Origin of the sequence: Pseudonocardia spirodelae, from assembly GCF_037727765.1 — a bacterium.
Taxonomy (GTDB): Bacteria; Actinomycetota; Actinomycetes; order Mycobacteriales; family Pseudonocardiaceae; genus Pseudonocardia; species Pseudonocardia spirodelae.
The window spans coordinates 337,971-352,219 of record NZ_JBBJUP010000002.1 but is presented as its reverse complement, the minus strand read 5'-3'; the positions used below and the strand labels follow the sequence as shown (position 1 = coordinate 352,219).

Genomic DNA, 14,249 nt, shown 5'->3' with positions numbered 1-14,249 from the left:
TCGTCAGCGATCGGCCACGGCAGGGCCGGGGATCGCCGGGTGGTTCGAAAAAAGGGGCGGAAGGTCAGTGACCGAGCAGCTTCTTGACGCGCTTCACGTCGGCCTTGGCGAGCTCGACGGTGCCCGACAGGTCACGCTTCTCCTTGCGCGACTTGACCTCGAGGCGGTGCCGCAGGCCGGCCTGCTGGCGCATGATCTTGCCGCCACCGGTGATGCGGACGCGCTTCGCGGTCCCCTTGTGCGTCTTGTTCTTCGGCATGACGTATCCGTTCGATGTCGGCCCCCGGGGCACCGGGGGTCGTTGCGGGTACTGCGTGTCCTCACCCGTGTCCGGCGGTGCGGCCGGACACGGGAACGGACCTCACGCCTCGGCGTCGGCCGGGGCGTCGGAGCTGGCAGCGGCCGTCGACTTGCGCGACGCCGGCTTCTTCGTCGGGGCCAGCACCATCGTCATGTTGCGGCCGTCCTGTTTCGGGGCGGCCTCGACGACGGCCATGTCACCGATGTCCTCGGCGAGCCGCTGGAGCAGGCGGTAGCCCAGCTCGGGACGCGACTGCTCGCGACCACGGAACATGATCGTGACCTTGACCTTGTTGCCGCCCTCGAGGAAGCGGATCACGTGACCGCGCTTCGTCTCGTAGTCGTGCTTGTCGATCTTCGGCCGGAGCTTCTGCTCCTTGATCACGGTGAGCTGCTGGTTGCGCCGGGACTCCCGGGCCTTCTGCGCGCTCTCGTACTTGAACTTTCCGTAGTCCATGAGCTTGCAGACCGGCGGGCGGGCCTGGCCGGCGACCTCGACGAGGTCGAGGTCGGCGTCCTGGGCCAGCTTGAGGGCGTCCTCGATGCGCACGATCCCGACCTGCTCGCCGTTCGGGCCGACGAGGCGGACCTCGGGCACGCGGATGCGGTCGTTGATGCGGGGCTCTGTGCTGATGGGGTCTCCTGAGTAACTCGCTGTGTCGCTACTACCTGCTGCGCCGGCGACGACAAGCGAAGACCCGTTGATCGGCCGGTGGCACACTGCTGCCACGAGGCCGGACCATGGACCCGGACGCCGCTACGATCACGGCGCGGGTGGGAGCGGGGCTCCACTTGACGCCCGGAACACGCGAATCAACGCGATCCCGGGTGGTCGCATTCCCGAGGGTAGCAGGCCCCGGGTGGGCGGTCGGAGCGGGGCCGGGCGCTCACCCCGCGCTGGCCGCCTTCGCCCGGCCGCGCCGCGCGGCCCCGGAGGTGCCGTTCGCGGTGGTGCCGCTCCCGTTCGCGGTCGCCCGCGACGCGGCGGCGCGGCGCCGGGCGGGCCGGGCCGGGCTGTGGTCCGGGGTGACCAGCTCGCGCAGGAACCGGCCGGTGTGGCTCTCCGGGTGCGCAGCGATCTGCTCCGGTGTGCCCTGCGCGACGACGGTCCCGCCGCCCGAACCGCCCTCCGGGCCCATGTCGATGACCCAGTCCGAGGTCTTGATGACGTCGAGGTTGTGCTCGATGACGATCACCGTGTTGCCCTTGTCCGCGAGCCCCTGGATGACGGCCAGGAGCTTGCGGATGTCCTCGAAGTGCAGGCCGGTGGTCGGCTCGTCGAGGATGTAGACGGTGCGGCCGTTGCTGCGCTTCTGCAGCTCGCTGGCGAGCTTGACGCGCTGGGCCTCCCCGCCGGACAGCGTCGGCGCGGGCTGTCCGAGCCGGACGTAGCCGAGGCCGACATCGACCAGGGTCCGCAGGTAGCGGCTGATCGAGGTGATCGGGTCGAAGAACTCCGCGGCCTCCTCGATCGGCATGTCGAGGACGTCGGCGACCGTCTTGCCCTTGTAGTGGACCTCGAGGGTCTCCCGGTTGTAGCGGGCGCCCTTGCAGACCTCGCACGGGACGTAGACGTCCGGCAGGAAGTTCATCTCGATCTTGATCGTGCCGTCGCCGGTGCACGCCTCGCAGCGCCCGCCCTTGACATTGAAGGAGAACCGGCCCTCGGTGTAGCCGCGGACCTTCGCCTCCGTGGTCGCGGCGAACAGCTTGCGGACCTTGTCCCACACCCCGGTGTAGGTGGCCGGGTTGGACCGGGGGGTCCGCCCGATCGGCGACTGGTCCACGCGCACGAGCTTGTCGAGCTGGTCGACGCCGGTGATGCGGGTGTGCCGGCCGGGCACCTGACGGGCGCCGTTGAGGCGGTTGGCCAGCACCGTCGCGAGGATGTCGTTGATCAGTGTCGACTTGCCGGAGCCGGAGACGCCGGTGATCGAGACGAGCCCGCCGAGCGGGACGTCGACGTCGATCCCGCGCAGGTTGTGCTCACGCGCCCCGACGATCGTCAGCTTCCGGTCGTGGTCGAGCGCGCGCCGCTCGGGCAGCGGGATCGACTTGCGGCCCGAGAGGTACGCCCCGGTCAGCGACGTGTCGTGGGACTCCAGGTCGGCGATCGTGCCGGAGTGCACGACCCGGCCACCGTGCTCACCGGCGCCGGGACCGATGTCGACCGCCCAGTCCGAGGCGCGGATGGTGTCCTCGTCGTGCTCGACGACGATCAGCGTGTTGCCCAGCGCCTTGAGCCGGGTGAGCGTGTCGATGAGCCGGCGGTTGTCGCGCTGGTGCAGGCCGATCGACGGCTCGTCGAGCACGTAGAGCACCCCGACCAGGCCCGAGCCGATCTGCGTGGCGAGCCGGATGCGCTGCGCCTCGCCGCCGGACAGGGTGCCGGCGGCCCGGTCGAGCGACAGGTAGTCCAGGCCGACGTCGAGCAGGAAGCCCAGCCGCGCCTGCACCTCCTTGAGCACCGCACCGGCGATCATGGCCTGCCGGTCGTCGAGCACCATCCCGTTCAGGAACTGCGAGCACTCGGCCACCGACATGTTCGACACCTGCGCGATCGACCGCTCCCCCAGGTCGCGGTGCGGCAGGGTCACCGACAGCACCTCGGGGCGCAGGCGGGCGCCGTCGCACGCGGGGCAGGGGATGTCGCGCATGTAGCCCTCGTAGCGCTCGCGCTGCGACTCGGACTCGGTCTGGTCCAGGCGCCGCTCGAGGAACGGCATGACGCCCTCGAAGTTGGCGTAGTACGAGCGCTCGCGGCCGTAGCGGTTGCGGTAGCGCACGTGGACCTGGTCGTCGCTGCCGTGCAGCACCGCCTTGCGGGCGGCGGCGGGCAGGCTGCGCCACGGCGTGTCCATCCGGAAGCCGATCGCCGTCGACAGCCCGGACAGCAGGCGCCCGAAGTACTCGGCGTTGTGCCCGGTCGACCAGGGCGCGATCGCGCCGTCGCCCAGCGACAGGTCGGGGTCGGGGACGACGAGCTCCGGGTCGACCTCCTTCTTGATGCCGATGCCCGAGCAGGCCGGGCAGGCGCCGTAGGGCGAGTTGAAGGAGAACGTGCGCGGCTCGAGGTCGTCGACGGCCAGGGTGTGCCCGTTCGGGCAGGCCATCTTCTCGGAGAACCGGCGCTCGCGGCCCGGGTCGTCGTCGGGCAGGTCGACGAAGTCGAGCACGACCAGGCCGTCGGCCAGGCGCAGCGCGGTCTCGACCGAGTCGGTGAGGCGCTGCTTGGCCGTCGCCTTCACCGAGAGCCGGTCGACGACGACGGCGATGTCGTGCTTCTCCTGCTTCTTGAGCTTCGGCGGGTCCGACAGCGGGTGCACGGTGCCGTCGACCAGCACGCGCGAGTAGCCCTGTGCCTGCAGCGCGGAGAACAGGTCGACGAACTCGCCCTTGCGGGTGCGCACCACCGGGGCGAGGACCTGGAACCGGCTGCCCTGCTCCATCTCCAGGACCTGGTCGACGATCTGCTGCGGGGTCTGCTTCGCGATCCGCTCGCCGCAGACCGGGCAGTGCGGGATGCCGGCGCGGGCGTAGAGCAGGCGCAGGTAGTCGTGGATCTCGGTGATGGTGCCGACCGTCGAGCGCGGGTTGCGGTTGGTCGACTTCTGGTCGATCGACACCGCCGGGGACAGGCCCTCGATGAAGTCGACGTCGGGCTTGTCCATCTGCCCCAGGAACTGACGGGCGTAGGCCGAGAGCGACTCGACGTAGCGGCGCTGGCCCTCGGCGAAGATCGTGTCGAAGGCGAGGCTGGACTTGCCGGACCCCGACAGGCCGGTGAACACGATCATGCTGTCGCGGGGCAGGTCGATGTCGATGCCCTGCAGGTTGTGCTCGCGCGCGCCGCGGACGACCAGCCTGGGACCGTCCGGGACCGGCGACGCGCCCGGGGACAGGGCGGTGCCGGCGTCGCGGCGGTCGGTGCTGTGGTCGCTCACGTCTCGCGCCTCCTGGGGTGGCGGTGCCGTCCGGGTCGTCCCCGGTTGTGACACCGGCGGGGTCGACGGACATTCCGGGACCGGCCGCCGGTGGCCGGTGAGGTTCGTCGCCCCGATGCTAGGTCGGCCCACCGACAGGAACCCGTCGAGCGGGGGTCTGCGGTGGTCCGGCGCGGTGGATGCACCGCGGGACGCGCCGGTCGGTCCACCGCGCACGCTACTCGCACGCCCGTTCGATCCGTCAGCGGGCCCGCCCGTGCGACCGGCGGGTTCTCCCCACCGCGGGTGTCGATCCCGGCCGCTACTCTCCCGCCCGTGGACGTCCTGCTGAACTACACCGGTCACACCGACCCGGGCGGCGCCGCCATCCGCCGCGACCTCGACAGGCTGAGCATCAGCAAGGTCTCGGTCGGCGAGATGGACAACAACGCCTACCTGCTCGTGTGCAAGGCGAGCAACGAGGCACTGCTCGTCGACGCGGCGGCCGAGCCGACCCGCCTGGCCGACCTCATCGGCGCCACCGACGAGCGCCCGGACCTGCGCCACCTGGTCACCACCCACCGCCACGCCGACCACTGGCAGGCGCTCGGGGCGATCGCGGGCATGTTCGAGCCCCGGCTGATCGCACACCCGCTCGACGCCCCGGAGCTGCCGGCACCGATGGACGAGTTCGTCGAGGACGGCGACACGATCGCCTTCGGCGAGATCGAGCTCGAGGTCGTGCACCTGCGCGGCCACACGCCAGGGTCGGTCGCGCTGCTCTACCGCGGCGAGGACCGCCCGCACCTGTTCACCGGCGACAGCCTGTTCCCCGGCGGGCCGGGCAAGACCTGGTCGGCCGAGGACAACGAGCAGCTGATCACCGACCTCGAGGAGCGCGTCTTCGACCGGCTCGGCGACGACACCTGGTTCTACCCGGGCCACGGCGACGACTCGACCCTCGGCGCGGAGCGCCCGCACCTGTCGGAGTGGAAGTCGCGCGGCTGGTAGGCCGTCCGGCCTCAGCCCGCGGCCGGCCGCTGCGGGCATAGCGACCCGGCATGACGCCGACCAGCCGGACGAAGCGCCGCTGCAGGTAGGCCTGGTCGTGGAACCCCGGAGTGGCGGCTCTACCCGCCGACGCCATGCCCGCCGAGCAGAGGGTCGCGGACACGCTCGACGGGCCGCGCGTAGACGTAGTAGTCCGGAGGCCCCCCGAAGCGGCGGTAGGACACGCGCACTAGATGCCCGGGGTGGACGTGCAGCAGCGTGAGCACCTGGACGAAAGATGATCGGCATCACGTGAAGGATCGGTGCGTTGACGGCACCGATCCTTCACGAATCCACGATCAGCGACCCGGTGACTGGACGGAGCACGAGCACCCGACGGACCGACGAGCCATCGAGCCGTCAGGTCCTGGTCAGCCTCCGGGCAGGATCTCCGGGACATCGGACTCTGACGGGTAGAGGTCGTACGGAATGTCGTCCTGGTCGAGGATGGGGAACGTCTCGGGCGTCACACAGTGCCACTGGATGGTCGACTGCTGCGGTGGGCCGAAGATTCTGAAGTCGAGCTGTCCTTCACCGAACTGCGTGTCCCCACCGCACGGCAGGCCTCGCAGGTCTTCCAGCTTCGTCAGCCGAATTTCGCTCTGGTTCTCGTGATCAGGCGAAGCGATCGCAGTCCCGGCTCCGAAGAGGGCTGCGCCGCACAACACCGAGGCGAGGACAATTCCGATACGTCGGAACACATGGGGTGAACGATCATGGATTCCGGGGGTCACGCCACGGGGCGCCCGCGGCCTCCGGGGGCACCGGCAGGCCGGCGTCGTCGCACAGCTCCGCCCACCGCGCGGCGGGCAACCGCTCCAGCGGCCGGTCCGCACCCGCCCACGCCTCCCGCACCGCGCGGGCCAGCACCGGTGCGGGCAGCAGCGCCGCGTCGGCGAGCTCGGCGAGCAGCTGCGCCGCGCGGTGCCCGCCCACCCGGGCGACGGCGGCGTCCCACTCGTCGCCGGTGAGCGGGCGGTCGCGGTCGAGCAGCGCGTTCACGGTGATCTCGTAGAGGGCCTGGCTCACCGCGCCAGGATGCCCCTCAGCCCAGCTCCTCGAGCGCGCGGCCGGTGGAGCGCGGGCCGAGCAGGCCGACGTCGAGGCACAGCACCACGATCAGCACCGCGGCCCCGCCGAACACCGCGACCGGGCCCGCCGTCGCCAGCAGCGGCACCGCGACGAACGGCAGCAGCGCCGAGGTCGCCCGGGACAGCGAGTAGGCGATGCCGCCCGCGGTCGAGCGGATCGCCGTCGGGAAGATCTCCGCCTGGTAGATGTGGAAGCCGTTGGAGAACACGTTGCTGGCCGCGGTGAGCAGGAACCCGGAGGTGACGATGACCAGCGGCGTCGTGCCGGCGGCGAACACGATCCCGAGCACCCCGATCGCCAGCGCGGACGCGATGATCAGCCACTTCCGTTCGAACCGCTCGACCAGCGGCACCGAGGCCAGCGACCCGAGCGGGTAGCCCGCGAAGGTGAGCGCGGCGTAGCCCAGCGACTCGGTGATGTCGAAGCCCTTGGCGACCAGCACCAGCGGGGCGAGGGTGCCGAAGCCGTAGTAGGCGACGGTCTGCAGCACCTGGAAGATCAGCAGCATGACGGTGCGGGTGCGGTAGACGCCGCTGAACGCGGTGCGCAGCACGTCGAGCGTCGAGCCGGCGCGCGGCTCGCCGCCGGTGGCGACGGTGATCTCGCCGTCAACGGGGGCGCCGGCCCGGCGCGCGACGTCGCGGGCGACGGTGGCGGCCTCGTCGTGCCGTCCGTGGGTCAGCAGCCAGCGCGGGGACTCCGGCAGCACCCGGCGCAGGACCAGCACGAACAGCGCGCCGAGCCCGCCCGCGACGAGCAGCCACCGCCAGCCGTCGACGCCGGCGAGGGACTGAGCGGCGACCAGGCGCCCGCCGAGCAGCGCCGCGACCGGGACGCCGAGGAAGCCGACGGTGTAGGCCCACGCCGTCCAGCGGCCGCGCACGCGCCGCGGCAGGAACTCGGCCAGGTAGGTGTCGACGAGGACGAGCTCGGCGCCGAGCCCGAGGCCCGCCAGGAAGCGGAGCACGAGGAACGTCTCGAGGTTCGGCGAGAAGGCCGCGGCCAGCGAGAACAGCGAGTAGGTCAGCAGGTTCAGCAGGAACACGGTCCGCCGGCCGAACCGGTCGGCCGCGATCGACAGCAGCACCGCGCCGACGAACATGCCCGCGAACCCCGACGACACGACGGCCGCCTTGCCGATCGGGCCGAGCGTCCACTCGCGGGCGAGGATCGGTGCGAGCACGCCGCCGAGGAACACCTCGTAGAGGTCGAAGAACGACCCGATCCCCACCAGGACGACGAGCCGGCGGTGCCACCCCGACAGCGGCAGCGCCTCGAGGACCGCCGCGGGTCCCGTCCCGGCGGCCGGGGGCCTGGTCCCGGTCATGCGCACCTCCTCGTTGCGATCGCTCACCATTGCACATTGCAACGCTCTCGTGCGGCGACCGGTAGGGGATCCGCGACCATCGGAGGCGTCGACGCCGAACGGTGCGGCCCGCACGGACGGTCACCGTGACGGGGCGACCGGCCGCCGTTACTGCTCCGAACGGCCGCTGTGCGCACGGCGCGGGCCCGCTTAGCGTGCCGGACCGATGAGCGCTCCCCACGCCGACGACCGCACCCCCGCGCGCCCGCAGGACCGGCGCAACGGCCATCACGCGAGCCTGCTGGACGGCCTGCCGCCCGGCCGGACCGCCCCGGACGACGCGCCCCGCGACGCCGCCCGGCCCACCCCCGGTGGCCCCGTCGACCGCAGCGGCGGACCCCGTGGCGACGGCGGCGACAGCGGCATCGGCAGCAGCGACGTCGGGAGCGTCGGCACGGCGGCGTCGGGGCGGACCGCCTCCGCGCCGGGTGAGGTCCCGGCACCGCGGGGCGGGTCCGACCAGCGGCCCGGCGAGTCCGGGCAGCGGCCCGCGGAGACGACGGCCGCGGACTGCGGACCTGCGCCCTCGGCGACCGCGCCCTCGGCAACCACACCCCCGGGGTCCGCCCCGACGACACCTGCGCCGACGGCACCTGCGCCGACGGGGACCGAGTCGACGGCACCCGCACCCACGGGGGCCGCACCCACCGGGACGTCCGGCGGGCACGGCCCCGCCCCGGCCCCCGGCACCGGGGAGGCACCCGCCGTCCCCGCCCCCGGCGCCGTCGAGCTCACCGGCCCGGTCGACGCCCTGCACCGGACCGGCCCCCGCACCCCGCCGCTGCCCTGGAACGCCGTCCCCCCGGCCGCGCGGGCGGGGAGCCCGGTCCCGCCCGCGGCCCCGCTGCCGCGCAGCGGCGCACCGGTCGCGCGCACCGGGACACCGGGCGCACCGCCACCCGCGGGCGCACCACACCGACCCGGCCCGCCGCGCGCACCCCACCCGGGTGTCCCGGCCCAGCGCACCGGCCCCGGATGGCCGCCGCCCCCCTCTCCGGCCGGCCCGGGCGGCCGCGGGAACCACGGGGCACCGGTGCCCGCGGTGTTCCCCCCGGGCCACCCGTCGTCGCCGGCGGGGCAGGACCGGTGGGCCGCACTGCGCGGGCGCGTCCCGTCGGCCGCGGCGCTGTCCGACGGCCTGCGCGGGGCCGTGCCGCACCGGGCCGCGGCCGTCGCGGTGGTGCTCACCCTGGTGCTGGCGGCGGCGGTCGTCGTCGCCGCGTACGCCGGGACCGGCCCGGCCGCCCGCGACACCACCGAGGGGGCCGGCACCGCCACCATCGCCCCGGTCGCCGCGCCCGCGGACCTCGTGCGCGGCACCACCGCGGCCGACCCGGCGGCGTTCGGGTCGCCCGTCACGTTCACCTCCCCCACCGGCAACATCGCCTGCCGGATCGAGGGCGGCGAGGCCCGCTGCGACGTCACCGACCGCGCCTGGTCCGCCGACGGCTGCGACGCACCGGGCCTGGTCACCGGCGGCACCGGCCCGGCCCGCACCGCCTGCGACGGCACGCCCGTAGGCGGCGGGGCGGCCGCGCTCGGCTACGGCACCCACCTCACCGACGGCGACCTGACCTGCGTCAGCCTGCGGACCGGCATCGAGTGCCGCGACGCGCGCAGCGGGCACGGGTTCACCGCGGCGCGGGCGGCGTTCCGCGTCTACTAGCGTCACACCCCGTGACGGCGGTCGTGGAGATCTTCACCGACGGTGCCTGCGTCCCGAACCCGGGGCCAGGCGGCTGGGGCGCCCTGTTGCGCTGGGGCGGCCACGAGCGGGAGCTGCACGGCGGCGAGCCCGGGCGCACCACGAACAACCGGATGGAGCTGACCGCGCCGATCCGGGCGCTCGACGCCCTCAACCGGCGCAGCGTGGTGCACCTGCACACCGACTCGACCTACGTCCGGAACGGCATCACCCAGTGGCTGCCGCGCTGGCAGGCCCGCGGGTGGCGCACCGCGGCCGGGGAGCCGGTGAAGAACGACGACCTGTGGCGCGAGCTCGACGCCGCCGTCCGCCGCCACGACGTCACCTGGTTCTGGGTCAAGGGGCACGCCGGGCACCCGGAGAACGAGCGCGCCGACCGGCTCGCCGCCCGCGGCTGCGAGGAGGCGGGCGGCCGGGCGAGCGGCTCCCGGCCGTCCCGGAAGCGGTGAGGACGGGGAGATAGCGTCGGGCGCGTGACCGACTCCTTCCCCCGCCTGCACGCCCGCACCCGCCGGTTCACCCTCGGGGTCCCGCGCGGGTTCACCGTCTCCCCCGACGGCACCCGGGCCGTGTTCCTGCGCAGCCGGTCCGGGAGCGACCCGGTGACCTGCCTGTGGTCGGTCGACACCGCGACCGGCGCGGAACGCCTGGTCGTCGACCCGGCGGCGGTGCCGGGGCTGCCCGGTGAGGAGGACCTGCCGGCCGCGGAGCGGGCGCGCCGCGAGCGGGTGCGCGAGCAGGCGGGCGGCGTCGTCGGCTACACCACCGACGCCGCGCTCACCCGCGCGGTGTTCGCGCTGTCCGGGCGTCCGTTCACCGTGGCGCTGACCGGGGAGCCCGACGTGCGGCCGCTCGACGTCGGCGCCGGGACCGGCGACGGCGCCGTGGTCGACCCGCGGATCGACCCGACCGGCAGCCGGGTCGCGTTCGTCGCCGACCGGGCGCTGCACCTGCACGACCTCGCCTCCGGCACGACGACGGTGCTGCTGGCCCCCGACGGCGGGGACGTCTCCGGGGGGCTGCCCGACTTCGCCGCCGCCGAGGAGATGGGCCGCACCCGCGGGTTCTGGTGGTCGCCCGACGGCGGGTCCCTGCTCGTCGCGCGGGTCGACGAGTCCCCGGTCGCGCGCTGGCACATCGCCGACCCGGCCCACCCCGGGCGCGTCCCGGCCGAGGTCCGCTACCCCGCCGCGGGCACCCCGAACGCCCGCGTCGCGCTGGAGATCGTCACCGTCGACGGCGCCCGCACCCCCGTCGGATGGGACTCCGGCGCCCACGAGTACCTGGCCACCGCGGGCTGGGACGCACACGGCCCGCTGCTGTCGGTGCAGCCCCGCGACCAGCGCGAGGTGCTGGTGCTGGCCGTCGACCCGGCCACCGGCACGACCACGGAGCTGCACCGCCTGACCGACCCGGTGTGGGTGGAGAACGTGCCCGGGACTCCTGCGCGCACCGCGTCGGGCTCCCTGGTGCACACCGAGGACGCCGGCGGGGCGCGCCGGCTCGTCGTCGGCGGTGCCGCGGTGACCGGCCCGGAGCTGCAGGTCCGCGAGGTCCTGGGCGTCGACGGCGAGACGGTCCTCTTCCGCGCCTCCCCCGAGCCGACCTCGGTGGCGGTCTTCTCGGTCGCGCCCGGCGCGGAGCCGGTCCCGCTCTCGCCGCCGGCCGGCGTGCACTCCGCGGTGGCCGCCGGGGGCACCACGGTGCGGATGTCGCAGGACCTGACGACGGCTCCGCACGCCGTCGTCGTCACCGCGGGCGGGGCCGAGCACCCGGTCGCCGGGCACGCCGCCGACCCCGGCCTCGACCCGGCGCCGCTGCTGCACTCCTTCGGTGAGCGGGAGCTGCGCACGGCGGTGTTCCTGCCGTCGTCGCACGTGCCGGGGACACCGCTGCCGGTGCTGCTCGACCCCTACGGCGGGCCGCATTCGCAGCGCGTGCTGCAGGCGCGCAACGCCCACCTGACCAGCCGGTGGTTCGCCGAGCAGGGGTTCGCGGTGGTCGTCACCGACGGCCGGGGCTCCCCCGGGCGCGGCCCGGAGTTCGAACACGCGATCCACGGGGACCTCGCCGGGCCGGTGCTGGAGGACCAGGTCGCGGCGCTGCACGCGGCCGCCCGGGCTCACCCCGACCTGGACCTGGGCCGGGTCGGGATCCGCGGCTGGTCGTTCGGCGGGTACCTCGCCGCGCTGGCGGTGCTGCGCCGCCCGGACGTGTTCCACGCCGGCGTCGCCGGGGCGCCGGTCACCGACTGGGCCCTCTACGACACCCACTACACCGAGCGCTACCTCGGTCTGCCCGGCGGGGAGCCGTACACCCGCTCGTCGATCCTGGACGACGCCGCGACCCCGCCGACCCCGCAGCGTCCGCACCGGCCGCTGATGGTGATCCACGGCCTGGCCGATGACAACGTCGTCGCCGCGCACACGCTGCGGCTGTCCTCGGCGCTGCTCGCCGCGGGCCGGGCGCACCAGGTGCTGCCGCTGTCGGGGGTCACCCACATGACCCCGCAGGAGGTCGTCGCCGAGAACCTCCTGCTGCTGCAGGTCGGGTTCCTGCGCGACGCGCTCGGCGCCTGAGCCGAACACGTGTTTCACCGGATTCCGGTGATCTCCGGCGGCGCCGGCGGCTGATCACGACCGCCGGCGTCGTCGCAGGTGAGAGCGCCGGACGCGGCACGGGGCCCGGCCCGGGGAGCACCGGGCGCGGGCCCCGACGGCCGTCGTGGCGACGCCGTCCGCCCTTGCGACCCCGCTCACACTGTGGCCTCCTGGGACGAGTCCGCCGGGCCACGGCGCGCCGGCGGGGCACGTGGCGACGACGCCGTGGGGAGCCGGATGACGACGCTCGGACACGCCGGACCGCCGCCCGGCCGGACGGCGGCCGGGTGAGCACCGCGACCGCCGGGGCGGAGCTCGCCCGCTGGATCTGCGAGCCCTGCGGCTTCGTCTACGACCCGGACGAGGGCGACCCGGACAGCGGCATCGAGCCGGGCACCCCGTTCGAGGACATCCCCGACGACTGGATGTGTCCGATCTGCGGCGCCATGAAGTCGGACTTCCGCCAGCTGGAGCCGGGAGAGGAGTTCCCGGGGTGAGGACGCGCAGACCATGGTCATGATCGCCGGGTACGACCACTTCGTGCAGCTGGCCGAGTCGCTGCAGTGGGACGAGACCGAGCTGGACCTCGGCCCCGACCGGGAGGCCTGGCCCCGCCTCGGCGACGACGAGGCGGCGACGGTCCGCGGGCTGGTCGCCGGGTTCTGCATCGCCGAGGCCTCGGTCGCCGGGCAGCTGGGCTCCTACCAGTCCGCGGCCGCCGACGACACGATGCAGGCCGCGTTCCGGGCACAGGCCCGCGACGAGGCCCGGCACGCCCGCTTCTTCGACCTGGTCGCCGAGGTGGTCCTGCAGGTGCCCGGGGACTCCCCCGCCGCCCGCCAGGACGTGCTGCGCCGCGACGTCAGCGCCGAGCTCGTCGACCTGTTCGAGCACCGTCTGCCGGCGACCGCGCGGCGCCTGGCCGAGGACCACAGCGGGCTCACCGGCGCGGTCGGGCTCTACCACATGGTGATCGAGGGCGTGGTCCTGCTGGCCGGGCAGCACGCGATGCTGCACGCCCTGGAGGGGCTCTCGTCGCCGCTGCCGGGCCTGCGCCGCGGCACCGAGCTGGTGCTGCGCGACGAGCGCTGGCACATCGGGTTCGGCTCGCGGGTGGTGCAGAGCGCGGAGCTGGGCGGCGAGGAGGCCGACGCGCTGCTGGAGCAGGGCGAGACCGCGTCGAAGGTCTGGGGCCGGCTGATCACCGACGACGCGATCGCCTTGGCCGTCAAGCAGCACCGGCGCCGCCTGAAGGCGGCGGGCATCAAGTTCTGGTGACACCCTCCCGCAACGGGTGACCTTTCGGGGAAACACCTGTTGCATTCTCCGGCCGCCTCCGTCGTGAGCTGCGGGAATCGCGCGGAGGCGGTCCGGCGGGGCCGGGCGGCACGTGCCCCGGGGACCGCCCGCGCCGTCCCCGCCGCACGTCAGGACGGGTGCGGGCGGCCGGGCGCACGGCCACCCGACCATGATCGTCACACAGTTGTTCGGGGCGCCCCACCACAATTTTGGACACCTCCGCAGAATTGCTCTCGGCGCCACCTCGACACAATTATGGAACTAATTCGGAAGCCATTCATGGCGTACGATTGATCCACCTGACCTGCGAGAAGATCGTCCGCAGGCCGGAACGATCTTCCTGCGACGAATTCGGGGAGCCCCCGGGGTTGACGGTTAGCGGGGTCCGGTGTGAAAGTGATCACGCACCCACCGACGAATTGCGCTCGGGAGGAAAGAGTCAATGACGACCACCGAAGACGATCGCGCGGCGGAACTGGCCGCCGCAGGTCTCGACGGGCAGAACCGGGCCGCCCTGGGCCGACTGCTCGGCAGCGGGACCATCGGGTACGCCGAGGAGGGGTCCGACGGCGTGCTGCGCGCGACGATCCGGATCCCCGAGGACGAGATCTGCTACGAGCCCGGGATCCTCATCCTCCCGCACGGCGGGGACATCGAGCTCACGCTCATCAACGACGACAAGAACACCCACTGCGCGGTCCTGCCGAGCAACGGCGACCCCAAGTTCATCTGGCTGGTGAACCACTCCAAGGGCACCGCGAAGATCAACCTCGACGGCCCGGGCACCTACTACTACGGCTCCGCCAGCGGCAACGACGAGGGCCGCGGTCTCACCGGCTCGATCGTCATCGGCGGCGAGGTGCCGGACCACGCCAAGCTCGACCGTCCCCCGCAGCCGCGGCCCTAGGAGAGGA

General features: G+C 73.8%; 13 protein-coding genes. 7 read left to right on the top strand and 6 right to left on the bottom strand.

Annotation, left to right across the window (positions count from 1 at the left end; genetic code table 11):
* Positions 1-64: 64 nt before the first annotated feature.
* The 3 genes from rpmI to uvrA all read right to left on the bottom strand — a co-directional run bounded on the left by rpmI (position 65) and on the right by uvrA (position 4,202).
* Positions 65-259 carry a 50S ribosomal protein L35 gene (rpmI, locus tag WJX68_RS03970; protein WP_340286187.1) on the bottom strand — a complete coding sequence of 65 codons (195 nt, stop codon included), beginning with the start codon at positions 257-259 and terminating at the stop codon, positions 65-67.
* 102 nt (positions 260-361) lie between these two features.
* Positions 362-934, bottom strand: coding sequence for a translation initiation factor IF-3 (gene infC / locus WJX68_RS03965; protein ID WP_340286218.1), 573 nt, complete (start codon positions 932-934; stop codon positions 362-364).
* A gap of 253 nt (positions 935-1,187) precedes the next feature.
* Positions 1,188-4,202 (bottom strand): excinuclease ABC subunit UvrA, encoded by a 3,015-nt coding sequence (gene uvrA, locus WJX68_RS03960; RefSeq protein ID WP_340286217.1) that lies wholly within the window; start codon positions 4,200-4,202, stop codon positions 1,188-1,190.
* Positions 4,203-4,559: 357 nt separating this feature from the next.
* Here uvrA and WJX68_RS03955 point away from each other — a divergent pair, with 357 nt between their 5' ends.
* Positions 4,560-5,234 carry an MBL fold metallo-hydrolase gene (locus tag WJX68_RS03955; RefSeq protein WP_340286186.1) on the top strand — a complete coding sequence of 225 codons (675 nt, stop codon included), beginning with the start codon at positions 4,560-4,562 and terminating at the stop codon, positions 5,232-5,234.
* A 410-nt stretch (positions 5,235-5,644) separates the two neighbouring features.
* On the opposite strand, the gene WJX68_RS03950 is transcribed toward WJX68_RS03955, so the two are convergent.
* From WJX68_RS03950 to WJX68_RS03940, 3 genes are read right to left on the bottom strand one after another with little or no spacing between them, the layout of a single operon-like run.
* Positions 5,645-5,974: a hypothetical protein gene (locus WJX68_RS03950; protein WP_340286185.1), complete on the bottom strand. Its 330-nt coding sequence runs from the start codon at positions 5,972-5,974 to the stop codon at positions 5,645-5,647.
* Between the two features lie 13 nt (positions 5,975-5,987).
* Complete coding sequence (locus WJX68_RS03945; RefSeq protein WP_340286184.1) at positions 5,988-6,302, bottom strand: hypothetical protein; 315 nt, start codon at positions 6,300-6,302, stop codon at positions 5,988-5,990.
* A gap of 16 nt (positions 6,303-6,318) precedes the next feature.
* The gene (locus tag WJX68_RS03940; RefSeq protein ID WP_340286183.1) at positions 6,319-7,692 is read right to left on the bottom strand and encodes an MFS transporter; all 1,374 of its coding nucleotides are present in this window, start codon (positions 7,690-7,692) and stop codon (positions 6,319-6,321) included.
* A gap of 205 nt (positions 7,693-7,897) precedes the next feature.
* Here WJX68_RS03940 and WJX68_RS03935 point away from each other — a divergent pair, with 205 nt between their 5' ends.
* The 6 genes from WJX68_RS03935 (at position 7,898) to WJX68_RS03910 (ending at position 14,242) form a co-directional block, all read left to right on the top strand.
* On the top strand, positions 7,898-9,397 hold the full coding sequence (locus WJX68_RS03935) for a hypothetical protein (protein ID WP_340286182.1): 1,500 nt from the start codon (positions 7,898-7,900) through the stop codon (positions 9,395-9,397).
* A gap of 11 nt (positions 9,398-9,408) precedes the next feature.
* On the top strand, positions 9,409-9,885 hold the full coding sequence (gene rnhA, locus WJX68_RS03930; protein ID WP_340286181.1) for a ribonuclease HI: 477 nt from the start codon (positions 9,409-9,411) through the stop codon (positions 9,883-9,885).
* Positions 9,886-9,909: 24 nt separating this feature from the next.
* Positions 9,910-12,015: a prolyl oligopeptidase family serine peptidase gene (locus tag WJX68_RS03925; protein WP_340286180.1), complete on the top strand. Its 2,106-nt coding sequence runs from the start codon at positions 9,910-9,912 to the stop codon at positions 12,013-12,015.
* A 308-nt stretch (positions 12,016-12,323) separates the two neighbouring features.
* Positions 12,324-12,533 (top strand): rubredoxin, encoded by a 210-nt coding sequence (gene rd, locus WJX68_RS03920; protein ID WP_340286179.1) that lies wholly within the window; start codon positions 12,324-12,326, stop codon positions 12,531-12,533.
* 13 nt (positions 12,534-12,546) lie between these two features.
* Positions 12,547-13,314: a ribonucleotide-diphosphate reductase subunit beta gene (locus tag WJX68_RS03915; protein ID WP_340286178.1), complete on the top strand. Its 768-nt coding sequence runs from the start codon at positions 12,547-12,549 to the stop codon at positions 13,312-13,314.
* A 463-nt stretch (positions 13,315-13,777) separates the two neighbouring features.
* Positions 13,778-14,242: an MSMEG_3727 family PQQ-associated protein gene (locus WJX68_RS03910; RefSeq protein WP_340286177.1), complete on the top strand. Its 465-nt coding sequence runs from the start codon at positions 13,778-13,780 to the stop codon at positions 14,240-14,242.
* Positions 14,243-14,249: the final 7 nt, after the last annotated feature.